General features: G+C 67.9%; 25 protein-coding genes. 18 read left to right on the top strand and 7 right to left on the bottom strand.

Annotated features, from left to right (window positions below; genetic code table 11):
• The first annotated feature begins 1 nt into the window (after position 1).
• The 4 genes from H8R02_RS25905 to H8R02_RS25890 are packed head-to-tail and all read left to right on the top strand — an operon-like array spanning position 2 to position 4,828.
• The gene (locus H8R02_RS25905; protein ID WP_187084406.1) at positions 2–1,753 is read left to right on the top strand and encodes an ABC transporter permease; all 1,752 of its coding nucleotides are present in this window, start codon (positions 2–4) and stop codon (positions 1,751–1,753) included.
• Entirely contained in the window at positions 1,750–2,817 is a 1,068-nt protein-coding gene (locus tag H8R02_RS25900; protein ID WP_187084405.1) for an ABC transporter ATP-binding protein, read from the top strand. Before H8R02_RS25905 ends, H8R02_RS25900 begins: the two co-directional genes overlap by 4 nt.
• A gap of 14 nt (positions 2,818–2,831) precedes the next feature.
• The gene (locus tag H8R02_RS25895; RefSeq protein WP_187084404.1) at positions 2,832–4,037 is read left to right on the top strand and encodes a CaiB/BaiF CoA transferase family protein; all 1,206 of its coding nucleotides are present in this window, start codon (positions 2,832–2,834) and stop codon (positions 4,035–4,037) included.
• A complete protein-coding gene (locus H8R02_RS25890; RefSeq protein ID WP_187084403.1) occupies positions 4,034–4,828 on the top strand; it encodes an enoyl-CoA hydratase in 795 nt (264 codons plus the stop codon). Before H8R02_RS25895 ends, H8R02_RS25890 begins: the two co-directional genes overlap by 4 nt.
• A 3-nt stretch (positions 4,829–4,831) precedes the next feature.
• Here the strand turns inward: H8R02_RS25890 and H8R02_RS25885 are convergent, their stop codons facing one another.
• Positions 4,832–5,686 carry a DMT family transporter gene (locus H8R02_RS25885; RefSeq protein WP_187084402.1) on the bottom strand — a complete coding sequence of 285 codons (855 nt, stop codon included), beginning with the start codon at positions 5,684–5,686 and terminating at the stop codon, positions 4,832–4,834.
• A 101-nt stretch (positions 5,687–5,787) separates the two neighbouring features.
• On the opposite strand from H8R02_RS25885, the gene H8R02_RS25880 reads away from it, so the two are divergent.
• Both H8R02_RS25880 and H8R02_RS25875 read left to right on the top strand, forming a co-directional pair.
• Complete coding sequence (locus H8R02_RS25880; protein WP_187084401.1) at positions 5,788–6,141, top strand: protocatechuate 4,5-dioxygenase subunit alpha; 354 nt, start codon at positions 5,788–5,790, stop codon at positions 6,139–6,141.
• A gap of 2 nt (positions 6,142–6,143) precedes the next feature.
• Entirely contained in the window at positions 6,144–6,980 is an 837-nt protein-coding gene (locus tag H8R02_RS25875; RefSeq protein WP_187084400.1) for a class III extradiol dioxygenase family protein, read from the top strand.
• Here H8R02_RS25875 and H8R02_RS30720 read toward each other — a convergent pair.
• A complete protein-coding gene (locus H8R02_RS30720) occupies positions 6,977–8,569 on the bottom strand; it encodes a M10 family metallopeptidase (RefSeq protein ID WP_290428126.1) in 1,593 nt (530 codons plus the stop codon). The two genes, H8R02_RS25875 and H8R02_RS30720, sit on opposite strands and share 4 nt — an antisense overlap.
• Positions 8,570–8,664: 95 nt before the next feature.
• Positions 8,665–9,396, bottom strand: coding sequence for a GntR family transcriptional regulator (locus H8R02_RS25865; protein WP_187084399.1), 732 nt, complete (start codon positions 9,394–9,396; stop codon positions 8,665–8,667).
• A 95-nt stretch (positions 9,397–9,491) separates the two neighbouring features.
• Here H8R02_RS25865 and H8R02_RS25860 point away from each other — a divergent pair, with 95 nt between their 5' ends.
• The 6 genes from H8R02_RS25860 to H8R02_RS25835 all read left to right on the top strand — a co-directional run bounded on the left by H8R02_RS25860 (position 9,492) and on the right by H8R02_RS25835 (position 15,058).
• On the top strand, positions 9,492–10,541 hold the full coding sequence (locus tag H8R02_RS25860) for an aromatic ring-hydroxylating dioxygenase subunit alpha (protein ID WP_187084398.1): 1,050 nt from the start codon (positions 9,492–9,494) through the stop codon (positions 10,539–10,541).
• On the top strand, positions 10,538–11,494 hold the full coding sequence (locus H8R02_RS25855) for a PDR/VanB family oxidoreductase (protein WP_187084397.1): 957 nt from the start codon (positions 10,538–10,540) through the stop codon (positions 11,492–11,494). Before H8R02_RS25860 ends, H8R02_RS25855 begins: the two co-directional genes overlap by 4 nt.
• Positions 11,495–11,506: 12 nt before the next feature.
• Entirely contained in the window at positions 11,507–12,619 is a 1,113-nt protein-coding gene (locus H8R02_RS25850; RefSeq protein ID WP_187084396.1) for a 5-methyltetrahydropteroyltriglutamate--homocysteine S-methyltransferase, read from the top strand.
• A gap of 69 nt (positions 12,620–12,688) precedes the next feature.
• Positions 12,689–14,254, top strand: coding sequence for a M10 family metallopeptidase C-terminal domain-containing protein (locus H8R02_RS25845; RefSeq protein WP_187084395.1), 1,566 nt, complete (start codon positions 12,689–12,691; stop codon positions 14,252–14,254).
• The gene (gene crcB, locus H8R02_RS25840) at positions 14,254–14,640 is read left to right on the top strand and encodes a fluoride efflux transporter CrcB (RefSeq protein ID WP_187084394.1); all 387 of its coding nucleotides are present in this window, start codon (positions 14,254–14,256) and stop codon (positions 14,638–14,640) included. The genes H8R02_RS25845 and crcB overlap by 1 nt, the downstream gene beginning before the upstream one ends.
• Positions 14,641–14,719: 79 nt before the next feature.
• Positions 14,720–15,058 carry a hypothetical protein gene (locus H8R02_RS25835; protein ID WP_187084393.1) on the top strand — a complete coding sequence of 113 codons (339 nt, stop codon included), beginning with the start codon at positions 14,720–14,722 and terminating at the stop codon, positions 15,056–15,058.
• Here the strand turns inward: H8R02_RS25835 and H8R02_RS25830 are convergent.
• Positions 15,055–15,816 (bottom strand): SapC family protein, encoded by a 762-nt coding sequence (locus H8R02_RS25830; protein WP_187084392.1) that lies wholly within the window; start codon positions 15,814–15,816, stop codon positions 15,055–15,057. The genes H8R02_RS25835 and H8R02_RS25830 overlap by 4 nt on opposite strands.
• An 11-nt stretch (positions 15,817–15,827) precedes the next feature.
• Positions 15,828–17,135: a hemolysin family protein gene (locus tag H8R02_RS25825; RefSeq protein WP_187084391.1), complete on the bottom strand. Its 1,308-nt coding sequence runs from the start codon at positions 17,133–17,135 to the stop codon at positions 15,828–15,830.
• A gap of 62 nt (positions 17,136–17,197) precedes the next feature.
• Here H8R02_RS25825 and H8R02_RS25820 point away from each other — a divergent pair, with 62 nt between their 5' ends.
• Positions 17,198–18,019 (top strand): symmetrical bis(5'-nucleosyl)-tetraphosphatase, encoded by an 822-nt coding sequence (locus H8R02_RS25820; RefSeq protein WP_187084390.1) that lies wholly within the window; start codon positions 17,198–17,200, stop codon positions 18,017–18,019.
• On the opposite strand, the gene H8R02_RS25815 is transcribed toward H8R02_RS25820, so the two are convergent.
• Both H8R02_RS25815 and ypfJ read right to left on the bottom strand, forming a co-directional pair.
• Positions 18,020–19,423: a DEAD/DEAH box helicase gene (locus H8R02_RS25815; RefSeq protein WP_187084389.1), complete on the bottom strand. Its 1,404-nt coding sequence runs from the start codon at positions 19,421–19,423 to the stop codon at positions 18,020–18,022.
• 63 nt (positions 19,424–19,486) lie between these two features.
• On the bottom strand, positions 19,487–20,347 hold the full coding sequence (gene ypfJ, locus H8R02_RS25810) for a KPN_02809 family neutral zinc metallopeptidase (RefSeq protein WP_187084388.1): 861 nt from the start codon (positions 20,345–20,347) through the stop codon (positions 19,487–19,489).
• Between the two features lie 27 nt (positions 20,348–20,374).
• Here ypfJ and pcp point away from each other — a divergent pair, with 27 nt between their 5' ends.
• Genes pcp through H8R02_RS25785 form a run of 5 tightly spaced genes read left to right on the top strand, consistent with a single transcriptional unit; the run spans position 20,375 to position 24,087 of the window.
• Positions 20,375–21,019, top strand: a complete 645-nt coding sequence (pcp, locus tag H8R02_RS25805) for a pyroglutamyl-peptidase I (RefSeq protein ID WP_187084387.1) — start codon at positions 20,375–20,377, stop codon at positions 21,017–21,019.
• 19 nt (positions 21,020–21,038) lie between these two features.
• Entirely contained in the window at positions 21,039–21,890 is an 852-nt protein-coding gene (locus H8R02_RS25800; RefSeq protein ID WP_187084386.1) for a 3',5'-nucleoside bisphosphate phosphatase, read from the top strand.
• A complete protein-coding gene (locus tag H8R02_RS25795) occupies positions 21,860–22,765 on the top strand; it encodes a DMT family transporter (RefSeq protein WP_435531304.1) in 906 nt (301 codons plus the stop codon). Before H8R02_RS25800 ends, H8R02_RS25795 begins: the two co-directional genes overlap by 31 nt.
• 4 nt (positions 22,766–22,769) lie before the next feature.
• Positions 22,770–23,405: an L-threonylcarbamoyladenylate synthase gene (locus H8R02_RS25790; RefSeq protein ID WP_187084385.1), complete on the top strand. Its 636-nt coding sequence runs from the start codon at positions 22,770–22,772 to the stop codon at positions 23,403–23,405.
• Between the two features lie 13 nt (positions 23,406–23,418).
• Positions 23,419–24,087: a site-2 protease family protein gene (locus H8R02_RS25785; protein ID WP_187084384.1), complete on the top strand. Its 669-nt coding sequence runs from the start codon at positions 23,419–23,421 to the stop codon at positions 24,085–24,087.
• Position 24,088 lies beyond the last annotated feature (1 nt).

The following is a 24,088-nucleotide window of genomic DNA, read 5'->3' as shown; positions in this document are numbered from 1 at the left end:
GTTGGCGTACGCGAAAGGCGCGCTCGAGCAAGAAGCGGCGCTCGCACCCGGCACGTTCGCGCAGCGCTGGCGCCACTGGGACCGCTGGTCCCTCGTGTGGCTGTTCGCCATCGCGGTGCTGGTCTTCCTCGTCGTCAACCCGCTCGCGCGGCTGTTCGTGGTCAGCTTCCAGGACGCGGATGGCGCGTTCACGCTGGCCAACTACATCTCCGCGTACAGCCGCTCGCGCCACATCGAGGCGCTGGGCAATTCGCTGGTGCTCGGCGTCTCGGCCGGCGTGCTGTGCCTGCTGTTCGGCGTGCCGCTCGCCTGGGCGCTGTCGCGCACCGACATGCCGTTCAAGCCGCTCGTCTGGGTGGCGATCCTCGGCACGTTCATCATCCCGCCCTACCTCGGCGCTGTCGCGTGGATCCTGCTGGCGGGACCTAACGCCGGCTGGTTGAACAAGCTGGTGATTGCGTTGTTCGGCGTGGAGAAGGGGCCGTTCAACATCTACTCGATGCCGGGGCTGGTGCTGGTGGTGGCCTGCTACAGCTTCCCGTACGTGGTGGTGCTCACCAAGTCGGCACTGGACCTCGTGTCGTCCGAGATGGAGGATGCGGCCAATGTGCTGGGCGCGGGCACGATGCGCACCACGATGCTCATCACGCTGCCGCTGGTGCTGCCGGCGATCCTGGGCGCGTTCATCCTCGTGTTCCTCGAAGCGATCGCGCTGTTCGGCTCGCCGGCGTTGCTCGCGCTGCCGGGGCGCTTCCACGTGGTGACGACGCAGCTGTGGCAGTTCTTCGAGTTCCCGCCGAAGGTGGGGCTGGCGGCCGCGTACGCCATGCCGCTGCTCGCCATCACCATCCTGCTGTTCTGGCTGCAGCGGCGCATCACGCACCGCAAGGGTTACGTGTCGCTCACCGGCAAGGGCGGCGAGCGGCGCGAGGTGCAGCTGGGCCCGTGGAAGTGGGTGCTGCTCGGCTGGTGCCTGCTGGTCACCACCCTCTCGTTCTTCATGCCTTTGGTCGTGACGTGCCAGGCGGCTTTCGCGAAGGCGTGGGGACGCGGCTGGTCGCTGGACAACATCACCTTCCACAACGTCTACGCCATCGTGTTCGAGAACGCGCTCACGCGCACGGCCACGTGGCACACGTTCGTGTACGCGGGCACGGCGTCGGCCATCGCGATCGTGCTGGCGCTGGTGACGGCGTACGTGATCAACCGCGGGCTGGTGAGCCGCAGCGTCGGCTCGGTGCTCGGCTTCCTGTCCATGGCGCCCTTCGTCGTGCCGGGGATCGTGCTGGCGATCGGCTTCTATGCCGCCTACTCGCGGCCGCCGCTGATCCTGTACGGCACGGCGTGGATCCTGATCCTGGCCTACGTGACGCGTTTCCTGCCGATCGCCTTCGTCAACAGCAACGCGGCCATCCGCAGCATCAACCCGGAGCTGGAGGAAGCGGTGCGCACGCTCGGCGGCTCGCGCTTCACGGCCATCCGCCACGTGGTGATGCCCGTGCTCAAGCGCAGCATGGCCGGCGCGTTCATCCTGGTGTTCATCCCCGCCACGCGCGAGCTGAGCACCGCGATCTTCCTGTACTCGATCAACACGCAGGTGCTGTCGGTGCTGCTGTTCGACAAGAGCGACGAGGGCAACTTCGAGATGCTCTGCTCCATCGGCCTGGTGCTGGTGGTGATCACCGTGTCGCTGATCCTCGTGGGCTTCAAGCTGATGGGGCGCGACTTCATGTTGAGGAGGACGGTGGCATGAGCCAACTCGTGTTGAGAAACGTGTCGCGCACGTTCGCGGGCTTCAAGGCGGTCGACGGCCTGAACCTCTCGCTGCGCGAGGGCGAGCTGGTCTCGCTGCTGGGCCCGTCGGGCTGCGGCAAGACGACGACGCTGCGGATGATCGCGGGCTTCATCAACCCCACCGGCGGCACCATCGAGCTCGACGGGCAGGTGATCTCCTCGCCGCAATCGAGCCTGCCGCCCGAGAAGCGCGGCATGTCGATGATCTTCCAGAGCTACGCCATCTGGCCCAACATGACCGTGCGCGAGAACGTGGCCTTCGGCCTGAAGCTGAAGAAGCTGCCCGCCGCCGACATGGACCGCGACGTCAACAAGATCCTCGACGTCGTGCAACTCGCGCATTTACGCGACCGCTACCCCGCCGAGCTCTCCGGCGGCCAGCAGCAGCGCGTGGCGCTGGCGCGCGCCATCGTCGTGAACCCCAAGGTGCTGCTGCTCGACGAGCCGCTCTCCAACCTCGACGCCAACCTGCGCGAGGAAATGCGCTTCGAGATCCGCCGCCTGCACGACGAGTTCAACATGACCATGGTCTACGTGACGCACGACCAGGCCGAGGCCATGGTGACGTCCGACCGAATCGCGGTGATGAACGCGGGGCGCATCGAGCAGCTGGATGCGCCGTTCGAGCTGTACGGGCGGCCGAAGACCCGTTTCGTGGCGGCATTCATCGGCCGCACGAACTTCCTCACCGGCGCGCGCCGCGGCGACAGCGTGGACTTCGGCGGCTTCGCGCTTCCGGCCCGCGCGTTCGGCGGCCCGGACCTGCCATCGGAAGTGAACGTGTCCATCCGTCCGCAAGCGATCCAGCTTTCGGGCGAGGCACCGCCGGCGCGCGACAACCGTTTCAGCGTGCGCGCCAGCGTGCAAAGGCGTGCGTACCTGGGCGAATCGTGGGACTATCACATCAGCGTGGCGCCGGGCGCCCAGCCGCTGCGCGTCAGTGCGCGGCCGGCCGAGGTGTTCGACGTCGGCCAGGACATTTATGCGGAGCTCGATGCTTCGCAGATCACACTCGTGGATTGAAGGAGTCATCACAAATGCCACTGCCGCTGGAAGGCATGCGGGTCCTGGACCTCACCAACGTCATGGCCGGGCCGTATTGCGCGATGGTGCTCGGCGACCTGGGCGCCGAGGTCGTGAAGGTCGAAAGCCCCGAGGGCGACGGCACGCGCAAGTTCGAGCCGCAGGTCAACGGCGAGAGCTACTGCTTCGCCGTGCTCAACCGCAACAAGAAGAGCATCGTGGTCGACATGAAGTCGCCGGAGGGCCGCGAGGCCATCCTGCGCATCGCGGCGCGCAGCGACATCGTCATCGAGAATTTCCGCCCCGGCGTGGTGAAGAAGCTGGGCATCGACTACGAGAGCATCCGCAAGGTCAAGCCGGACATCATCTACGCGTCCATGTCGGGCTTCGGCCAGACGGGCCCGTACGGCAAGAAGGGCGGCTTCGACATCATCGCGCAGGGCATGTCCGGCATCATGATGATGACCGGACACCCCGGCGGGCGGCCCGCGAAGGTGGGCATCGCGATGAACGACATCGCGTGCGGCGTGACCACGCTGTACGGCATCCTCGGCGCCATGATCGGCAAGCTGCGCCACGGCAGCGGCCAGTACCTAGAGACCTCGCTGCTCGAGGCGGGCCTCGCGTGGAGCATCTGGGAATTCGGCGCGTACTTCGGCGGCGGCGAGTTGCCCACGGCCACCGGCACTCGCCACCGCCGCTCGGCGCCCTACCAGGCGTTCCGTTCGCAGGACGGCTACGTGACCATCGGCGCCAGCGGCGACAAGCTGTGGAAGATCTTCTGCGAGCAGGTGGTGGGGCAGCCGCAGTGGCTGCAGGACCCGCGCTTCGCGCGCAACCCGCTGCGCGTGAAGAACGCCGACGCGCTGCAGGAACTCATCGAATCCATTCTCACCACGAAGCCGACGGCGCACTGGGTCGAGAAGCTCGACGCGGCCGGCGTGCCCGGCGGCCCGGTGTACACCTATGACCAGACGCTTGCCGACCCGCACGTGCTGCACCGGCAGATGGTGTACGACATCGAGCACCCGCGCATCGGGCCGATGAAGACGCTCGGCCTGCCGCTGAAGTCCACCGGCGACCTCACGAAGATCCGCAAGCCGGCGCCGCTGCACGGGCAGCACACGCGCGAGGTGCTGCAGGAGGTGGGTTATGCGGCGTCGGATGTTTCCGCGCTCTTGGAGCGCGGCGTGGTGATGGAAACGAAGGTGGCCGCATGAAGCTCGCAACGGACAAGATGATCGCGCAGAAGGACGGCGCGATCGGCTGGATCACCTTCAACAACCCGGCGCGGCACAACGCCGTGTCGCTGTCGATGTGGCAGGGGCTGCACGACGCGGTCAGCGCGTTCGGCGAGGACCGCGAGGTGCGCGTCATCGTCCTCAAGGGCGCGGGCGAGAAGGCTTTCGTTTCCGGCGCGGACATCTCCGAGTTCGAGCAGAACCGCTCGAGCGAGGAGACGGTGCGGCACTACGACGAAGTGGCGCACCGCGCCACCGACTCGCTCGTGAACGTCGGCAAGCCGACGATCGCGATGGTGCGCGGGTATTGCGTCGGTGGGGGCGTATCGGTGGCGCTCTCGTGCGACATGCGCATCGCGTCGGAGGGCTCGACCTTCGCCGTGCCCGCAGCGAAGCTGGGCCTCGGCTACGCGTTCGAAGGCGTGCGTCGGCTGGTCGACGTGGTCGGCCCGTCGTTCGCGCGGGAGATCTTCTACACCGCGCGGCAGTTCAGCGTGCATGAGGCCGCGTCGATGGGCCTCGTGAACCGCGTCGTGCCCGGCGAAAAGCTGGAGGCGTACGTGCGCGACTACGCCGCCACGATCGCGGCCAACGCGCCGCTGACCGTCGGCTCGATCAAGACGCTGGTCGCACAGGCTCTGAAGGACGAGTCGAAGCGCGATCGACAGCTGTGCCGCGACGTCGTCGCGCGCTGCTTCGCCAGCGACGACTACAAGGAAGGCCGGCAGGCTTTCATGGAAAAACGCAAGCCGCAGTTCAAGGGCTCGTGAGGCTCACGCGCGGCTGTGCAGCACGTACAGCCCCGCGGCCACCAGCAGCGCGATGCCGCCCCAGGCCAGCGCATTGGGTACGTCGCCCCAGACGACGTAACCGAGAAACAGCGCGAACAGCAGCCCGGCGTAGCGGAACGGCGCGATCACGCTCATCTCGCCGGCGCGCATCGCCACCGTCAGCAGGAAGTAGCCACCTGAAAGAAACACGCTCGCGCCCGCGAGCAGGGCGAACTGGCGCGCACTGACCGCCTCCCAGTCCTGCGTCAGGCCCCACGCGCCGGCGAGCAGCGTCACGGCAACCGCGGTGCTCAGCGTGATGAGGATCGACGGGATGTCGCGGTGGATCGCCCGCGTCGTCAGGTCGCGGCAGGCGTGCAGGAAGGTGCCCGAGAGGCACAGCAACGAGTACGCGTTGAAGGCCGCGCCGGTCGGCTGCACGATCATCAGCACGCCCACGAAGCCGGTCGCGATGGCCAGCCACCGCCCCAGCCCCACCTTTTCGTGCAGCACGACCACGGCCATGAGCGTGATCACCAGCGGCGTGGCCATGTTGATCGCCGTCGCGTTCGCGATCGGCAGGTGGAACAGCGACGTGAGGTAGACCATTGTCGCGAAGGCGTCGAAGCCCGCGCGCATCAGCACCTTGCCGTCGCCCAGTGCGCGCAGCCGCGAAGTCGCTCCCATGCCGTGGCAGATGACGACGAGCAGCAAGGTGGCGAACACCCCGCGGATGAAGATCAGTTGCGAGGACGGCAGCGACTCGCTCACGTGCTTGACGAGGGCGTCGTTGGCGACGAAGCAGCACATGCCGGCGGCCATGGCGAGCACGCCGCGCCTTGTGGAATTCGAAGTCATGCGGCGCCGAGTTTAGTCGCGCAGTGGACAGGCTTTGACGTGGATCAGGGTCGCCTGCGCGCGGGCGCGCGAGACTGCGGCGACGCTCCATGGAGAATCCGATGCCCGCTGCTGCCATCCCCGGCACAACGCTCTTCGACGGCGTGCAGGCCCGCAAGGGCTACGCGCTCAACAAGATGTGCTTTTCCTTCAACTCGGCCGAGAACCGCGCGGCCTTCCGGGCCGACGAGGAGGCATACATGCGCAGGTACGGCGTCACCGGACCGCAGGCCGACGCCATCCGCGACCGTGATGTCCTTGGCCTGCTGGCCGCAGGAGGCAATGTGTATTACCTGGCCAAGTTCGCCGGCATCCTCGGCCTCGACGTGCAGGACCTCGGCGCGGCGCAGACCGGCATGACCAAGGCCGAATTCAAGGCGATGCTGGTGCGGGCCAACGAACAACAGGAAGCGTGACCATGGCGACGATCATCGGTGGCCTCACCACCTCCCACGTGCCCGCCATCGGCGGCGCCATCGCCAGGGGCCTGCAGCAGGAGCCGTACTGGAAGCCCTTCTTCGACGGCTTCCTGCCCGTGCACCGCTGGCTCGCGGACGTGAAGCCCGACGTGGCCGTCGTGTTCTACAACGACCACGGCCTCAATTTCTTCCTCGACAAGATGCCGACCTTCGCCGTCGGCGCCGCGCCCGAGTACCGCAATGCGGACGAAGGCTGGGGCATTCCCACTCTGCCGCCGTTCCGCGGCGAGACCGACCTGTCGTGGCACGTCATCGACCACCTCGTCGAGCGCGAATTCGACATCACCACCTGCCAGGAGATGCTGGTGGACCACGCGTTCACGCTGCCGCTCAAGCTGTTCTGGCCCGAGGGTGAGTGCCCGGTGACGGTGGTGCCGGTGTGCATCAACACCGTGCAGTTCCCGTTGCCGTCGGCGAAGCGTTGCTATGCGCTGGGGCGCGCGGTGGGTGAAGCCATCCGCTCGTGGGCCGCGGACAAACGCGTGGTCGTGATCGGCACGGGCGGCCTGTCGCACCAGCTCGATGGGCGGCGCGCGGGCTTCATCAACAAGCCGTTCGACCTGAAGTTCATGGACTCGCTGGTGAGCGACCCGGAGTGGGCCACGCAGTTCAGCATCCACGAGCTGGTGGAGAAGACCGGCACGCAGGGCGTGGAGCTGCTGATGTGGCTGGCCACGCGTGCAGCGGTGGGCGGGCCGGTGCGCAAGGTGCACGCCAACTACCACATCCCGATCTCGAACACGGCGGCCGGGATGATGGCGCTGGAGGCGGTCTAGACCGAGAACTCGATGCCCGACTGCGCCAGCCCGGTGATCCCGACCTTGGCCGCGTTCACCGGCAGCTCGGCCACCTTCCACAGGAACTGCCCCTGCGTCAGCGCGCCCGCGTCGATGAGCGCGCTCAGCGCCGCGACCGTGGTGGCACTCGCTTCGGAGCCCACCACGTTGCGGAACAGGTAAGTCACCAGCGCGCTGCTGCTCGCACCGCCGGCAAGCTGCGCCATCGTGCCGTTGCGCACGAGGACGTCGCTGAGCACCTGGATGCTCGCGCCGCCGTCCATGAGCGAGATCACCGTGCCCACGAGCGCGCGGTTCTGCAGCGAGGCCGATCCCATCACCGCATTGAGCAGCAGCACCGCGCGCCCCGCGGCGCCGTCGGTGTCGAAGGCCACGCCGCGGTCGCTGAACGCAAGCCGCTCGACTTCGCGGATCGTGTCGGTGCCGTCGCTGCCCGCGTTGTCGCGCACGGTCAGCCCGGCGGCGGCGCTGCCCGTGATGGTGTAGTTGGCGCGCGCGCCGGAGAACACCGCCGTGTCGGTGCCCGCGCCGCCGGCGATCGTGTCGTTGCCGCCGCCGCCTTGCAGGCGGTTGTTCGACGGGTTGCCGGTGAGCGTGTCCGCGCCGGCGCCACCGATCGCGTTCTCGATCACCGCGCCGTACGCGATGGACAGAACGTTGACGCCGTCGTAACTGCTCGAGTTGAGCTGCGGGTTGGGCGAGCGGATCGCCACCGAGGAAAAGGCACCCTCGCGCAGGTCGATGGTGCAGCCGCCGGTGAAGCGCGCCACCGAGATCGTGTCGTTGCCGCCGGCGTCCCAGATGCATTCGAAGAACGGTGTGGCGGGGTCGTAGCTGTACGTGTCGTTGCCCGCATGCCAGGACATGTTGGGGCCGTAGAGGTACTGGATCGCCGCGATGTCGTACAGCATCGGGCCGGAGAGTTCGACGAAGCTCGTCGACGTCACGCCGTTCTGGACCGTGACCCAGGCGTTGTTGATCAAGCCGTAACCCAGCACGCTGTAGGCCTGCGTCTGCTGGGCCGATGGCAGCGTGACGGGCGGGTCATAGGGATGGCTCAGGCCGAAGGCGTGCCCGAGTTCATGCATCAGCAGCCCCGTGCCCGTCACGCCGGACGTCTGCGGCGCGCCGACGAAGCTGCTTTTCACCCAGACGTCCCCGGCGTTGGCGAAGAAGGTGTTCGGCACGCCCGCCCACGCCGTCGCCGTGGGAGTGGTGGGGTGGTTGACGCTCGTGAACGAGAAACGGATGTCGCCCACGTTGGTCGCCGTCTCCTGCACTTCGGTGAACTGCAGCCCGCTCACGGCGGCCCACCGCGCGAGCGCCGTGCGCGCCGCTTCCATCATGCCGGCGGTGAACGGGATCGCGCCCGTGGGTTCCGTCCCCGAATACCCGGTTGCCCAGACCGCGCCCGCGGCCGGGAAGCTGAAGGTGAGCGAGGCCCCGCTGCCCAGCGCCGTGCCCCATTTGTTGCCCGGCGCGTACAGCAATGCATCGATGTACGCGACGCCGGTCTCCGGGTACGCGAATGTCGGCGGCTGGCCGCCGCCGTTCTGCGGTGAACTCATGGCCCCTCCACGGCTGGCGAGCCAGCTCGACATCAGGAGGAACGTAGCGGGGATTCGCGGGCGATGCAACGACCGCCCGGCGGGCCGCCGGCTTGCTACCGGATCAGGCGCACCGCGGGCATCCGCTCGTGCTGCTGCCCCCGCACGGCCTCGCGCAGGTTGCGCTGCGCTATGCGCGCGTGCTCGCGCATGATCGATTCGGCGCGCGTGCCTTCGCGCCGCTCGATGGCATCGAGCACCTGGCGATGCTGGTCCTGCGCGACGACGAGCATGTCGCGGGCGCGCGGCGAGTTCGATTGCACCACGACGAAGCCGGAAGGCGAGGCAAAGGGCAGGCTGACCACGCGTTCGATCTCTCGTTCGATCACCGCGCTGCCGCACATCGACCACATTAGGGAGTGGAAACGCTCGTTGAGCTCCACGTAGCGCGAGAAGTCCGCGTCGGTCAGCGAGCGGCGGGCGAGCACCTTGTCCACCGCGTCGAGGCATTCGCGCGCGGCTGCGAGAGCACTCGCATCCACCCCGCGTTCGGCGGCCAGGCGAGCCGCAACGCCCTCGACGGTGCCGCGCAGCTCGATGGCGTCGGCCACGTCGCGCTCGGAGAACACCCGCACCGCATAGCCGCCGCCGGGCAGCGCCTGCAACAGGCCCTCGTGCTCCAGCCGCGCGAGCGCCGCGCGGATCGGCGTGCGCGACACGCCCAGGCGTTCCACGAGCGCCAGCTCGGCAATGCGCTCGCCGCCGGGCAACTCGCCGGCCAGGATCAGCTCGCGCAGGCGCAGCTGGGCCTTGACGGCTTGGGAGGAGTCGGCGTCGGCTGTATACATTCTGTGAGAAATATCAGCTTGCTATGGCAGGTATCCACTCGGGAAGAGCCTGGATGCCTTGTCGCCATTGTATACATCGACTATCCTGCCGCACCATGAGCACCTTCCCCAAGAACGCCTGGTACGTCGCGGCCACGCCCGACGAGATCGACGAGAAGCCGCTCGGGCGGACGATCTGCAACGAGAAGATCGTGTTCTGGCGGCCCGAAGCGGGGAAGGTCGCGGCGCTGGAGGACTTCTGCCCCCACCGCGGTGCCGCGCTTTCGCTCGGCTACGTGTGCGAAGGCAACCTGGTGTGCGGCTACCACGGGCTGCAGATGGGCTGCGAGGGCAAGACGGTGGCGATGCCCGGCCAGCGCGTGCAGGGCTTCCCGAAGATCCGCGCCTACCCGGTCGTGGAGAAGTACGGCTTCATCTGGGTGTGGCCCGGCGAGCCCGCGCTCGCCGATACCGCGAAGATCCACCACCTCGAATGGGCAGAGAGCCCCGACTGGGCCTACGGCGGCGGGCTGTACCACATCCACTGCGACTACCGCCTCATGGTCGATAACCTGATGGACCTGACGCACGAGACGTACGTGCACACCACGTCCATCGGGCAGAAGGAGATCGACGAGACGCCGGTGAGTACCAAGGCCGACGGGGACCACGTGGTCACGTCGCGCTTCATGGACAACGTGATGCCGCCGCCCTTCTGGCGCGCCAACCTGCGCGGCAACGGGCTGCCGGACGACCAGCCGGTGGACCGCTGGCAGGTGTGCCACTTCCACCCGCCGAGCCACATCATGATCGAGGTGGGCGTGGCACTCGCGGGCCGCGGCGGCTACAACGCGGAACCGAAGGACAAGGTGTACTCCATCGTGGTGGACTTCCTCACGCCGGAGACCGACACGTCGATGTGGTACTTCTGGGGCATGGCGCGCAACTTCAACGTGAAGGACAAGGCGCTCACCGCGCAGATCAAGGAAGGCCAGGCCAAGGTCTTCGCCGAGGACACGGCCGTGCTGGAGGCGCAGCAGCGCAACCTGCTGCAGTGGCCGCAGCGCAAGCTGCTGCTGCTCAACATCGACGCCGGCGGCGTGCAGTCGCGCAAAGTGATCGACCGCTGGATCGCGGCCGAACAGCCTGCCAAACTCATGGCATGACACAACTCACAGTCAAGGTCCTGCAGAAGAAGCAGGAGGCGCTGGACATCGCCAGCTTCGAACTCGCGCGGGCCGACGGCTCGCCGCTGCCCGGTTTCTCCGCGGGGTCGCACATCGACGTGGAGCTGCCCAACGGCCTGGTGCGCCAGTACTCGCTGTGCAACGACGCCACCGAGAGCCACCGCTATCGCATCGCGGTGCTGCGCGACCCCAAGTCGCGCGGCGGCTCCAACGCCATGCACGACCTGGTGAAGGAAGGCGACCTCATCGCGATCAGCGAGCCGCGCAACCACTTCCCGCTGGTGCATGCCGAGCGCACGCTGCTGCTGGCCGGCGGCATCGGCGTGACGCCGCTGCTGTGCATGGCGCAGCGCCTCGCGGCCATCGGCGCGGACTTCAGCATGCACTACAGCACGCGCTCGAAGGACCGCACGGCGTTCCACGACGAGATCGCGCAGTCGCCCTTCGCGGCCAAGGTGCACTTCCACTTCGACGACGGTGGCGCGGCGCAGATGCTGGACATCGCGTCCGTGCTGCGCGCAGCCGGCGACAAGGCGCACCTGTATGTGTGCGGCCCGGCCGGCTACATCAACTTCGTGCTGCAGCATGCCGAGGGCATGGGCTGGGCCAAGGACCAGATCCACCTGGAATACTTCAGCGCGGCGCCGCAGGACACGACGGGCGACAAGGCCTTCGAAGTGAAGATCGCCAGCAGCGGCCGCGTGATCCAGGTGGCCGCGGACAAGAGCGTGACGCAGGCGCTGGCCGAACAAGGCATCGAGGTGCTCACCTCGTGCGAGCAGGGCGTGTGCGGCACCTGCATCACGCGCGTGCTGGAAGGCGAGTGCGACCACCGCGACCTCTATTTCACCGACGACGAGAAGGCGAAGCACGACCAGTTCACGCCGTGCTGCTCGCGCGCGAAATCGAAATTGCTTGTACTTGACCTCTAGGAGACAAAAGAAATGATGCAACTGCCCGCCCGCTACGACCACGTCGGCAGCTTCCTGCGGCCCAAATACCTGCTGGAAGCCCGTGAGCAGAAGGCCAAGGGCGAGATCAGCCCGCAGCAGCTGCGCGAGGTGGAGGACAAGGCGATCAGCGAGATCGTGAAGTTCCAGGAATCGATCGGCCTGAAGTCGGTCACCGACGGCGAGTTCCGCCGCACGTACTTCCACCTCGACTTCCTCGAACAGCTCGGCGGCGTGAAGACCGACATCCCCGTCACCATCCGCAAGCCGGACGGCACCGAGGAACTCGCGCCACCCACGATCCGCGTGATCGACAAGGTGAAGCACGCCAAGGACATCCAGAAAGCCGACTTCGAATACCTCAAGTCCCAGCTGAGCCCCGGCCACACGCCCAAGGTCACGATCCCCTCGCCCACCATGCTGCACTTCCGCGGCGGCCGCGCGGGCATCAGCCGCGAGGCGTACCCGGAGCTGGAGCCCACGTTCTACGACGACGTGGCCAAGGCGTTTGGCGACGAGCTGCGTTCGCTGTACGACGCGGGCTGCCGCTACGTGCAGATGGACGACACCAACCTCGCCTACCTGTGCGACGAGAAGATGCGAGAGGCGGCGCGCCAGCGCGGCGACGACCCCAACGAGCTGCCGCACCGCTACGCGAAGTTCATCAACAAGGTGGTCGCGCAAAAGCCCCAGGGCATGCTGCTGGCCATGCACCTGTGCCGCGGCAACTTCAAGAGCACGTTCGCGGCGCAGGGCAACTACGAGCCGGTCGCCGAGGCGCTGCTCAAGGAGATGGACATCGACGCGTACTTCATGGAGTACGACGACGACCGCTCCGGCGACTTCCGCCCGCTGCGCTACCTGCCCAAGGGCAAGACCGTGGTGCTGGGCCTCGTCACCACCAAGTTCGGCCAGCTGGAAAGCAAGGACGACCTGAAGCGCCGCATCGACGAGGCCGCAAAATACGCGCCCATGGAGCAGCTCGCGCTCTCGCCGCAATGCGGCTTCTCCAGCACGGTGCACGGCAACAACATCGCGGTGGAAGACCAGCGCAACAAGCTGCGCCTGGTGGTGGAGACGGCGCAGGAGGTCTGGGGCGACCGCTGATCGGCCGCCGCTTGGCGGCAACGCACTCCCGATGCACATTGGCCGCTCCAACTCATCCGTGGAGGGGCCATGAGCAGCGCGTACGTTTGCATGTGTCCGATGTGTGCCGGCCCGCTGGCCGGCAGCAAGCCCACCGACCTGCCGCCCGCGCCCGCCGCGGCGGTGGTCGCCACGTCGATCACGGGTGACTACCGCGTCGACTGCCTGCTGGAGAACGCGCAGCTGCGCTGGAACGCCACGGCGGCGATGGGCACCTCGGTGGAGGTGACGTACTCGTTCATGACGGCCAAGCCCACCTACGGCGGCACCGACTCCGGCGGCGACGTGGGCTTCCGCGCCTACACCACGCAGCAGATGGAGGCGGTGCGCGGCATCTTCACGCGGCTGGCGACCGAGACGGGGCTGCGCTTCCGCGAGGTGGCCGACAGCGCCACGTCGTACGGCCAGATCCGCTTCGGCAACAACACGCAGACCGTCTCGGCCGGCTACGCCTACATGCCCAACAGCACGGGCGACGATCTTTCCGGCGACGTGTGGACCGACGATTCGGACCCGACCAACCTCACCAATGTCGGTGCGGGCACGTACGCGTACTCGACGCTCGTGCACGAGATCGGCCACGCGCTGGGGCTCAAGCACCCCGGCAACTACAACGCGGGCGAGGCATCCCGGGCCACGACGGCGGGCAACTTCCTCGGGGCGGCCGAGGACAGCACGGTCTACACGATCATGTCCTACCGCGACAACTCCAACGGCGTGCAGCGCGACTGGTTCGGCAGCTACGACCTTCTCGCGCTGCGCGCGCTGTACGGCGCGGGCACGGGCAATTCCGGCGACACACGATTCAGCTTCGACAGCACGGCGGCCACGCGGCTCGCGACGATCTACGACTCCGGCGGCACCGACACACTCGACGTGTCCGCGAGCGGCGCCGCATCGACGGTGGACATGCGCCCGGGCGGCTTCAGCACCGTAGGTGGCACCACGGCCAACAACGTGTCCATCGACCTCTCGACCACCGTCGAGAACTTCGTGGGCAGCGCGTCCAACGACACGGTCACCGGCAACACGGCCAACAACCGCTTCACCCTCGGCGCGGGCACGAACCGCGCGGACGGCGGGGCGGGCACCGACGTGGCGGTGTACGGCTCGGCGCGCGCGGGCTACCAGGTGGCCAACAGCAACGGCACGCTCACCGTCTCGGGCAATGGCGCCACCGACACGCTGAGCAACATCGAACGGCTGGAGTTCTCCGACCGCAGGCTCGCGTTCGACGTGAAGTCGCAGCAGGTCGCCAAGGTGCTGGGCGCGGTGTTCGGGCCGTCCACGATCCCGCAGTTCGAAGGCATCGGCCTGCAGCTCATGGACGGCGGCATGAGCTACGAGACGCTGATGGGCGCCGCGCTGCAGTTCCGCCTCGGCGCCAACGCCACGAACGAGGCCGTGGTGGGCCTGCTGCTGCAGAACCTGCTCGGGTTCGAGATGCCGGCGGCGGTGATCGCCAACTTCACGCCCTTCATCACGAGCGGCCAGTACACGCAGGCCACTTTCGGTATCCTTGCGGCGGACCACCCGCTCAACACCAACAACATCAACCTCGTGGGCATCATCGCAAACGGCGTCTCCTACACCTGATGGGGCTGGCCGGCTCCATCGCCTCCATCTGCGCGGGCGCGTCGCTCGGCGCGCTGCTGCGCTGGGTGCTTTCCGTGCGGTTCAACCCCGCGTTCGCACCGTTGCCGCTCGGCACGCTGGCGGCCAACCTGGTCGGCGGCTACCTCGTGGGCGTGGCGGTGGCGTACTTCGCGCAGGCGCCGGACCTGTCGCCGCAGGTGCGCCTGTTCGTGGTCACCGGGTTCCTAGGGGGCCTGACCACGTTCTCCACGTTCAGCGCGGAGGTGGTGACGCAACTGCAGCACGGGCACACGGCGTGGGCGCTAGCCACCGCTTTCGCCCACCTCCTGGGCTCCTTCGCGCTCACCGCACTGGGCATCGCGACCGTGGCACTGCTAAAGGGTTAACACCGGGTTAGGCAAACGCCCTAAGCCGTGCGCCGCCATCGCTTAACGGCGCGCCCCTCCCCATCCGCAAACTGCATGGATGGCCAGCTTGTACGACACCCTCTACGCGATCGCGCGCAGGACCTCCTCTTTCACGGAGTTCCTGGGACTCGGCGCCGACGGGCCGGACAGCAAGCTGCCCGAGCCGGGCGACCTGATCTACCGCCTGAAGCACTGGCCGCACCTGCCGCACCGGCAGAAGACCGCGGACGTGCTGCGCACGCTGTCGGTCATGAGCCACCGGCCGGTCAACCGCAAGTGGATCCTCGCGAGTTCCAGGCTGAACGAGAAGCAGGTGGACAGCCTGCTCGCGCGCCTGGTGGACCAGGGCGCCGTCGAAGTGACGGACACCTCGCAGTTCGCGCGCGCGGCCCGCTAGGCTTTTGCCGACTTGGGCTTGGGTGCCGGCTGCAGCGGCGTCTGCCGCGCCGCCATCTTGTCGACCAGCACGCGCATGTTCGACAGCGACGTGAGGTGCATCGAAATGAGGTGCAGCTCGCCGCTGCGGAAGAACGACAGCGCCGCCGCGTCCGGCAGTTCGATCAGCTTCTTCTCGTCCACCACCATCAGGCTGCTCACGGTGAAGCTGCGGCCGTCGGTGAGGTCGGCCTTCGCGTTCATCTCCATCAGCAGGCCCGACTGCTCCAGCCGCTGGCAGAACACCTCGGTGCGCAGGTACTCGCGCTGGTACTGCTGCAGGAAATCCAGCGCGTTCTGCAGGAAGGGCGTGTTGTTGCCCTTGCCGTCGAAGAGCGCCTCGCCTTCCTTGTCGTTCAGGCCGGCGAACGCTTCGTCGATGCACACGCCCATGGCCTGCCCGGGCAGCTCCGCCAGCACGAAGGGGTAGCGGCGCACGAAGGCCGGGATGTACTTGCCGGTCCAGCGGTCCTCGTCGTCGACGAACAGGTTCTCGCGCGCGCGCAGGCCCAGCATGACGACCGGCACGATCTTGCCGTTGCCGCCGCGCGTGAACACGATCGCGTATTCCTTGCACGCCTCGTTGAACTCCACGCCCGCGACGTAGAGCGAATTGGCCTTCTTGGCGAACACGAAGCTGTTGCTCTGCTTCACCCGCCGCTTGCGGTGCTTGTCGCGGTCCAGCAGGACCGGCTTCTCGTAGTACATGGTGTCCGACATCCCCAGCTCCTCTACTCGTGTTCCGCCTTCGTGTCCTTGGGGGCGGCGACGGCCAGCACCTTGTCGATGCGCTTGCCGTCCAGGTCCACCACCTCGAAGGTCCACTCGCCGCAGTCGATGCGCTCGCCCGTCGTGGGCAGCCGCCCCGTCACCGCCATCAGCAGGCCCGCGAGCGTGTTGTACCGCCCCTTGTCCTCTTCCGGCAACTCCTTGATCTCCAGGCGGGCCTTGAGCTCCGCCACGGGCATCAGGCCGTCCAGCAGCCAGCTGCCGTCCTCGCGGCGCGTCGCCCAGGCCTCGATGTGGGCCTCGGGCTGCAGCTCGCCGGTGATCGCCTCGAGCAGGTCGTGCGGCGTCATCAGGCCCTGCACCACGCCGTATTCGTCCACCACGAACACCATGCGAGCGGCGCGCATGCGGAACTGCTCCAGCAGTTCCATGCCGGTGAGCGTTTCGGGCACGAAGAGCGCCGGCTGGACGTGCGGCTCCACCGTGCCCTCCGTCGTGGGCCCCAGGGCGAGCAGCTTGGCGATGCTCACCACGCCCACCACGTCGTCGAGCGAGCCGCGGCACACCGGGTACCAGGAGTGCGCCTCCTCGTCCTGGCCGGCGCGCTTCAGGCAATCGGCAACGGGCGTGTTGATGTCGAACCAGGTGATGTCGCCGCGCGGGACCATCATGGAGGTGAGCGGCCGGTCGTCGAGGTGGAACACGTTGCGCACCATCTGGTGCTCGTGCTCCTCGATCACGCCGGCGTCCACGCCTTCCTCCAGGCTGTGCGCGATCTCCTCTTCGGTCATGCCGCGCGACTGCGTGGTGTCGATGCGCAGCAGCTTCAGCACGGCGCTCGTGGACGCGGACAGCAGCTTCACGAAGGGCGCTGCGCCCTTGGCCACCCAGCCCATGGGCTTGGCCATCCAGCGGGCCACCTGCTCGGGGTAGAGCTGGCCGATGCGCTTGGGCACCAGCTCGCCGAAGATGATCGTCACGTAGGTGATGCAGACCACCACGATGAAGGTGGCCGCGATGCCCGACGCCTTCGGCGCGAGCCCGAAGCTCGCGAGCCACTTCGCGAGGTCGTCGCTGAACGCCGCCTCGCCCACGATGCCGTTGAGCATGCCGATGGAGGTGATGCCCACCTGCACGGTGGAGAGGAAGCGCGTGGGGTGCTCCATCAGCTCCATCGCCGCGGCGGCGCCCTTGTCGCCGCTTTCGGCCATCGCCCCCAGGCGTGCCTTGCGGCTGGCCGCCAGCGACATCTCCGACATGGCGAACGCCCCGTTCAGCAAGGTGAGCAGCGCGATCAGCAGGAAATCCATTGCGGGCGGTGGATCGGACAGAATCGGGTGATGCCGCACTGTATCCCAGCCGCAGGACCCCGATGCCCAACTACCTGATCGGCGACGTGCAGGGCTGCGACGGCGCGCTCGGGCGGCTGCTGGCGGAGATCGGCTTTTCGCCGAGCCGCGACACGGTGTACATGCTCGGTGACCTCGTGAACCGCGGGCCCGAGTCGGCGGCTGTCGTGCGACGGCTGATGGCGTATGGCGGCGCCGCGAAATGCCTGCTCGGCAATCACGACCTGAGCCTGCTGGCGGTGGCGCACGGCGTGCGGCCGCCGCATCGCAACGACACGATGGATTCGGTGCTGCAGGCGGCCGACCGTGAAGCGATGCTCGCATGGCTGCGGCAGCAGGACATGGCGATCCATGCGCATGGCTTGCTGATGGTGCATGGCGGTGTGTTGCCGCAGTGGTCGCTGGAGCAGGTGCTGTCGCTTGCGGCCGAAGTGGAGGCCGTGCTGCGCGGGCCCGAGCTCGCGGCTTTCCTGCCATTGATGTACGGCAACGAGCCCGCGCAGTGGGACGACTCGCTCGAGGGGCCGGCGCGGCTGCGCGTGATCGTGAATGCGCTGACGCGGTTGCGTTTCTGCACGCCGGAAGGCCGCATGGACCTCAAGGCGAGCGGGGGGTTGGCCGCCGCGCCCGCGGGTTACCTGCCGTGGTTCGACGTGCCGGGGCGCAAGACCGCCAACGTGCGCATCGCATTCGGTCACTGGTCCACGTTGGGGTACCTGAACCGGCCCGACATCGTGTCGCTGGACACGGGGTGCGTGTGGGGCGGTTGCCTCAGTGCGCTGGAGATCGGCACCGACCGCCTGCTGCAGGTGAACTGCGAGCAGGCACAGGCGCCCGGCGAGTGATCAGGACGCCGACTTGAACAGCGCCGCCACCTTGCGCTTCGGCTTGATGTTCGCCGACACGCGCGCCGGCTTCTGCGCCGCTTCCCACGTGGGCGCGGCTTCGCGCTCGGGGGTCTCGTACGGCTGGTCGAAGAACGGGTCCTTCGGCGGCGCCACGTTGCGCGGCTCGGCGCGCTTGTCGAGGTAGTCGCGCGGGTCGCCCTTCTCCTCCACCTCGCGGTAGAAGCGGCGCCCGTCGTTGATGCGCCCGCGCGGGCGCTCCTCGTCGAACTCGATCGGCTCGATCTCGAACTTCTTCTTCAGCAGCTTCTCGATGTCGCTCACCAGGCGCGTGTCGTCGCGCGTGACCAGCGTGATCGCATTGCCCGTCGCGCCCGCGCGGCCCGTGCGGCCGATGCGGTGCACGTAGTCCTCGGCGTTGAACGGCACGTCGTAGTTGAACACCGCCGGCACGTCCTTGATGTCGAGGCCGCGCGCCGCGACGTCGGTGGCCACCAGCAGGTCGACCTCGCCCCGCTTGAAAGCATCGAGCGCCTTGAGGCGCTCGTCCTGGCTCTTGTCGCCGTGCATCGCCACGGCCTTGAGGCCGTCGCGCTCCAGCGAACGCGCGAGGCGCGCGCAACCGAGCTTGCTGTTGACGAACACGAAGGCCTGCGTGATGCCGCGCTGGCGGATCACCTGCTTGAGCGCGCGGCGCTTGTCGTCCTCCAGCACGCTGAAGAAGTGCTGTTCGACGGTGGAGGCGGTCGCATTGGGCCGCGCCACTTCGATCGTCACCGGGTCGTTCAGGTAGCTGTTGGCCAGCCGCTTGATCTCGGGCGAGAAAGTCGCGGAGAACAGCAGCGTGGTGCGCTGCTTGGGCAGGTACGACAGGATGCGCTGCAGGTCCGGCAGGAAGCCGATGTCCAGCATGCGGTCCGCCTCGTCGAGCACCACGTACTCCACCTGGTTGAGCACGGCGTTCTTGGCTTCGATGTGGTCCAGCAGGCGGCCCGGCGTGGCGACGAGCACTTCCACGCCCTTCTTCAGCTCGGCCGTCTGCGGCTTCATGTCCATGCCGCCGAACACCACCGCGCTGCGCAGGTTGGTGTACTTGGAGTAGAGCTTCACCTGCTGCGCCACCTGGTCCGCGAGCTCGCGCGTGGGCAGCAGCACCAGCGCGCGCACGGGGTGCCGCGCGGGCGAGGTGGAGGTGTTCTCGTGCTTGAGCATGCGCTGCAGCAGCGGCAGCGAGAAGGCGGCCGTCTTGCCGGTGCCCGTCTGCGCGGCGCCCATCACGTCGCGGCCGGCGAGCACCACGGGGATCGCCTGCGCCTGGATCGGCGTCATCGTCTCGTAGCCCATTTCGGCCACGGCACGTGCCAGCGGCTCAGCCAGCGAGAGGTTGGAGAAGGATGCGGTCATAGGTCAACCCGCCATTGTCGCACTACGACAAGGCGGGCGCTTGAAACAACTAACCCGGAGTAGCTACAGGCTGCGCGTGCTGAAGGTGTCGCAAGCCTTGATGTTGCCCGTCTTCCACCCGGTGTTGAACCAGCGCACGCGCTGTTCGCTGCTGCCGTGGGTGAAGCTTTCCGGCACGGCGGCGCGGCCCGAGGACCGCGACAGCGTGTCGTCGCCGATCTTTTGCGCGGCGTTCATCGCGGCCTCGATGTCGCCCGGCTCCAGCCACTGCTTGGACTGCTGGGAGTAGTGCGCCCAGATGCCGGCATAGCAATCCGCCTGCAGTTCCACGCGCACGGAGATCGCATTGGCCTGCGCCTCGCTGCCCGCGCGGGCACGAAGCTGCTCGGCGCGCTCGGACACGCCCAGCAGGTTCTGCACGTGGTGCCCGACCTCGTGCGCGATCACGTACGCGCGGGCGAACTCGCCCGGTGCGCCCAGGCGCTGGCTCAGCACGTCGTAGAAGCCCAGGTCGATGTAGACCTTCCGGTCCGCCGGGCAGTAGAACGGGCCCATGGCCGCCTGCCCCGCGCCGCAACCCGTGCGCACCGCGCCGCGGAAGAGCACGAGCTTGGGCTCCTGGTAGGTGGCCCCGCCCTTGGCGAACAGCTCCTTCCACACGTCCTCGGTGTTGGCCAGCACGGTCGAGACGAATTTCGCCTGCACGTCGTTGGCCGGAGGCGCATGCGCCTCCTGCTGCTGCGGCGCCCCGCCGCCCGACAGCACGCCGAGGATGGTGAGCGGGTTGATGCCGAAGATGGCGCCCCCGATCAGCGCGATGACGATCGTGCCGATGCCGATGGTGCCGCCGCCGATGCCGAAGCCCCCGCCGCCGCTGCGCATGTCCTCGACGTTGCCCGATTCCCGGTTGCCTTCCCAGCGCATGGTGTGTCTCTCCTTTAAAGTGCCGGCATGCCCCGAAAGCGCGTTCTCCTCACGGGTTTCGACCCGTTCGGCGGGCAGGCCGTCAACCCCAGCTGGATGGCCGTGGCCGCCCTGCACGGCACCACTGTAGCCGGGCATGAAGTCATAGGTGCACAGGTTCCCACCGTCTTCGGCGCCGCCCTGCAAGCGATGCGCGACTTGTTGCGACAGCACAAGCCTACGCTGGTCCTGGCCACCGGGCAGGCGGGCGGACGAGCGGCGATCTCGCTCGAGCGCGTGGCCATCAACGTGAACGACGCGCGCATCCCCGACAACAGCGGCGCGCAACCGGTGGATACGCCCGTGGTGCCCGGTGGCCCCGCGGCCTATTTCACGCGGCTGCCGATCAAGGCCATGCTCACCGAGCTGCAGCTTCGCGGCATCCACGCGGAAGTGTCCCAGACCGCGGGCACCTTCGTCTGCAACCACCTGTTCTACGGCCTCATGCACGAGCTGGAGACCGACCCGGCCCTGCGCGACGTGCGCGCCGGCCTCATCCACGTGCCCTGGCTGCCGGAGCAGGGCCAGCCCTCGATGCCGCTCGCCGAGCTGGTGGAGGGCCTCAAGGCGTGCATCGAGTGTGCCCTTGCGACCGGCCACGACATCGTGCGGCAGGCGGGCGCCCTGAACTGAGGCATGACAGAATCAGGGCGTGGCCATCCTCAACGCCGACCTGCATTGCCACTCCGTGGTCTCCGACGGCACGCTGACGCCGGAGGACCTGGCCGCACGCGCGGCCGCCAACGGGGTGGAGCTGTGGGCGCTGACCGACCATGACGAGATCGGCGGCCAGAAGCGGGCCTTGGCGGCGGCGCATGCGAACGGCCTCAAATACCTCACCGGCACCGAGATCTCCGTCACCTTCGCGGGCGAGACGGTGCACATCGTCGGCCTGGGCTTCGACGCCGACGACGAGCGCATGCACGAAGGCCTGCTGCAGACGCGCGACGGCCGCGGCCCGCGCGCCAAGGAGATCGCCGAGGGGCTCGCGCAAGTGGGCATCAAGGACGCCTACGAAGGCGCGCTGAAGTACGTGGGCAACCCCGCGCTCATCTCGCGCACGCACTTCGCGCGCTTCCTTGTCGAGACGGGCGTTTGCAAGGACACCAACGAGGTGTTCCGCCGCTACCTCACCGAAGGCAAGCCCGGCTTCGTGCCGCACCGCTGGGCGAACCTGAAGGACGCGGTGGCGTGGATCACGCAGGCCGGCGGCATCGCGGTGGTCGCGCACCCGGCCCGCTACAAGTTCACCGCCAACGAGGAATACGCGCTCTTCCACGAGTTCAAGGCCCATGGCGGCCAGGGCGTGGAGGTGGTCACGGGCAGCCATACGGCGGCGGAGTACGTGAAGTACGCCGACGTCGCCAAGGAGTTCGGTCTCGCGGCCTCGCGCGGCAGCGACTTCCACAGCCCCGGCGAGAGCCACACCGACCTGGGCCAGCTGCCCTTCCTGCCCGGCGAGCTCACGCCGGTGTGGGAGCTGCTGGCCGACCGCATCCAGTGACGGTCCACCACAAGGTGCTGGCGGGCATCGGCCTCGCCATCGGCGCCTGCGCGTGCTTCTCCGCCCTCGACACCACCACCAAGGCCGTCAGCCCGTTCGTGCCATTGCTGATGGCACTGTGGTTCCGCTACGCGTTCCAGGCGCTGGCCACCACGGCCGTCGTCATTCCCCTGCGCGGCAAGCGCGTGCTGCGCACCCAGCACCTGCCCTTCCAGCTGCTGCGCGGCGTGCTGCTCTTGGTGTCGAGCCTGCTCGCGTTCGCCTCGCTGCGCTTCATGCCGGTGGGCGAGTTCACCGCGATCGTGATGATCACCCCGCTGGCCGTCACGCTGATGGCCGCGACGCGCCTGAAGGAGCACGTGTCGCCCACGCGCTGGGCGCTGGTGGCCGGCGGCTTCGTCGGCACGCTGATCATCATCCGCCCCGGCGGCGAGGCCTTCACCTGGGCCAGCCTGCTGCCGCTGGTGCTGGTGGCGAGCAACACCTGGTTCCAGGTGATCACGAGCCAGCTCGCGCGCACCGAAGACCCGCTGACGACACACCTCTACACCGGCTGGACCGGCACGCTGATCGCGACGCTGGGGCTGCCCTTCGTCTGGACCCAGCTCCCCGACCCGTGGCTGTGGGCCGGGCTCGGCTTCATGGGCCTCATGGGCACGGTGGGCCACTTCCTGCTGGTGCTGGCGTACCACAAGGCGCCGGCGAGCGCGCTCACGCCGTACCTGTATTCGCAGATCGCCTTCAGCATGCTCGGCGGCTGGCTCGTGTTCAAGCACCTGCCCGACGGCTGGTCCATGTTCGGCATGGTGCTCATCGCGATCTGCGGCGCGGGTGGCGCCTGGCTCACGGTGCGCGAAAATCGGCGGTTCGCGTGACGCCATGGCCCAGTACTTCGACATCCACCCCGCCAACCCGCAAGTGCGGCTGCTGAAGCAGGCCGCCGCCTTGCTGGACAAGGGCGGCGTGCTGGCCGTGCCCACGGATTCGAGCTACGCCGTCGCGTGCCACCTCGACGACAAGGCCGCGGCCGACCGGCTGCGCGAGATCCGCCGGGTGGACGAGAAGCACCACCTCACGCTGTTGTGCCGCGACCTGAGCGAGCTGGCCAACTACGCGCGCGTGGACAACAAGCAGTACCGTTTGCTCAAGTCGGCGACGCCCGGCCCCTACACCTTCATCCTCGAAGCCACGCGCGAGGTGCCGCGCCGCGTGAGCCACCCGCAGCGCAAGACCATCGGCCTGCGCGTGCCGGACCACGTCGTGCTGCAGGAGCTGATCGCCGTGCATGGCGCGCCGCTGCTCGCCACCACGCTGCTCGACCCGTTCGACATGAAGCCGATCAACGACCCCGAGGAAATCCGCCGGCGCCTGCAGCACCAGCTGGCCGGCGTGATCGGCGCCGGGCCCTGCCCCGATGAGCCGACGACGGTGGTGGACCTCACCCCGATGGGCACGGGTGGCGACGCGGTACTGCTGCGAAAGGGCCGTGGCGACTGGGAGGCATTGGGGCTCTGAGACAATCAGCTGGGTGGACATCAGCAACCTCATACAAACCGTCGCGATCTACGCGATCCCGGTGATCTTCGCGATCACCCTGCACGAGGCCGCGCACGGCTACGTGGCCCGGCACTTCGGCGACAACACCGCCTATGCCGAAGGCCGCATCACGCTCAACCCGATGAAGCACATCGACCCGATCGGCACGATCGCGATGCCGCTGCTGCTTTACTTCGCCACCGCGGGCGCGTTCGTGTTCGGCTACGCCAAGCCCGTGCCTGTCAATTTCAGCCAGCTGCGCCACCCCAAGCGCGACATGATCTGGGTGGCGCTCGCGGGCCCCGCCTCCAACTTCATCCAGGCCATCCTCTGGGCCGTGCTCTACGCGCTGATGGTCGGCTTCGGCATCAACGAGCGCTTCTTCCTCGGCATGGCCAAGGCCGGCATCCTGACCAACCTGGTGATGTGGGCGTTCAACCTCTTCCCGCTGCCGCCGCTGGACGGCGGGCGCGTGCTCGTCGGCCTGCTGCCGCACCGCGCCGCGTACGCGCTCGCGCGCGTGGAGCCGTGGGGCTTCTTCATCGTCATGGGCCTGGTCATCGCGGGCGTGGTGAGCAAGCTGTGGATGCTGCCGCTGATGGAGCTGGGCTATTGGCTCATCAACCTTGTGATGACCCCGTTCAACATGCTGTTCGCCTGAG

This window comes from Ramlibacter albus, assembly GCF_014297445.1.
In the GTDB taxonomy this organism is placed as follows: Bacteria; Pseudomonadota; Gammaproteobacteria; order Burkholderiales; family Burkholderiaceae_C; genus Ramlibacter; species Ramlibacter albus.
This window is presented reverse-complemented; position numbering and strand designations above follow the sequence as displayed.

What these genes read in the sequence shown, in the direction of transcription:
- H8R02_RS25900 (WP_187084405.1), top strand. Translation starts at nt 1,750, where the DNA reads ATGAGCCAACTCGTGTTGAGAAACGTGTCGCGCACGTTCGCGGGCTTC.
- H8R02_RS25895 (WP_187084404.1), top strand. Translation starts at nt 2,832, where the DNA reads ATGCCACTGCCGCTGGAAGGCATGCGGGTCCTGGACCTCACCAACGTC.
- H8R02_RS25890 (WP_187084403.1), top strand. Translation starts at nt 4,034, where the DNA reads ATGAAGCTCGCAACGGACAAGATGATCGCGCAGAAGGACGGCGCGATC.
- H8R02_RS25885 (WP_187084402.1), bottom strand. Translation starts at nt 5,686, where the DNA reads ATGACTTCGAATTCCACAAGGCGCGGCGTGCTCGCCATGGCCGCCGGC.
- H8R02_RS25880 (WP_187084401.1), top strand. Translation starts at nt 5,788, where the DNA reads ATGCCCGCTGCTGCCATCCCCGGCACAACGCTCTTCGACGGCGTGCAG.
- H8R02_RS25875 (WP_187084400.1), top strand. Translation starts at nt 6,144, where the DNA reads ATGGCGACGATCATCGGTGGCCTCACCACCTCCCACGTGCCCGCCATC.
- H8R02_RS30720 (WP_290428126.1), bottom strand. Translation starts at nt 8,569, where the DNA reads ATGAGTTCACCGCAGAACGGCGGCGGCCAGCCGCCGACATTCGCGTAC.
- H8R02_RS25865 (WP_187084399.1), bottom strand. Translation starts at nt 9,396, where the DNA reads ATGTATACAGCCGACGCCGACTCCTCCCAAGCCGTCAAGGCCCAGCTG.
- H8R02_RS25860 (WP_187084398.1), top strand. Translation starts at nt 9,492, where the DNA reads ATGAGCACCTTCCCCAAGAACGCCTGGTACGTCGCGGCCACGCCCGAC.
- H8R02_RS25855 (WP_187084397.1), top strand. Translation starts at nt 10,538, where the DNA reads ATGACACAACTCACAGTCAAGGTCCTGCAGAAGAAGCAGGAGGCGCTG.
- H8R02_RS25850 (WP_187084396.1), top strand. Translation starts at nt 11,507, where the DNA reads ATGATGCAACTGCCCGCCCGCTACGACCACGTCGGCAGCTTCCTGCGG.
- H8R02_RS25845 (WP_187084395.1), top strand. Translation starts at nt 12,689, where the DNA reads ATGAGCAGCGCGTACGTTTGCATGTGTCCGATGTGTGCCGGCCCGCTG.
- crcB (WP_187084394.1), top strand. Translation starts at nt 14,254, where the DNA reads ATGGGGCTGGCCGGCTCCATCGCCTCCATCTGCGCGGGCGCGTCGCTC.
- H8R02_RS25835 (WP_187084393.1), top strand. Translation starts at nt 14,720, where the DNA reads ATGGCCAGCTTGTACGACACCCTCTACGCGATCGCGCGCAGGACCTCC.
- H8R02_RS25830 (WP_187084392.1), bottom strand. Translation starts at nt 15,816, where the DNA reads ATGTCGGACACCATGTACTACGAGAAGCCGGTCCTGCTGGACCGCGAC.
- H8R02_RS25825 (WP_187084391.1), bottom strand. Translation starts at nt 17,135, where the DNA reads ATGGATTTCCTGCTGATCGCGCTGCTCACCTTGCTGAACGGGGCGTTC.
- H8R02_RS25820 (WP_187084390.1), top strand. Translation starts at nt 17,198, where the DNA reads ATGCCCAACTACCTGATCGGCGACGTGCAGGGCTGCGACGGCGCGCTC.
- H8R02_RS25815 (WP_187084389.1), bottom strand. Translation starts at nt 19,423, where the DNA reads ATGACCGCATCCTTCTCCAACCTCTCGCTGGCTGAGCCGCTGGCACGT.
- ypfJ (WP_187084388.1), bottom strand. Translation starts at nt 20,347, where the DNA reads ATGCGCTGGGAAGGCAACCGGGAATCGGGCAACGTCGAGGACATGCGC.
- pcp (WP_187084387.1), top strand. Translation starts at nt 20,375, where the DNA reads ATGCCCCGAAAGCGCGTTCTCCTCACGGGTTTCGACCCGTTCGGCGGG.
- H8R02_RS25790 (WP_187084385.1), top strand. Translation starts at nt 22,770, where the DNA reads ATGGCCCAGTACTTCGACATCCACCCCGCCAACCCGCAAGTGCGGCTG.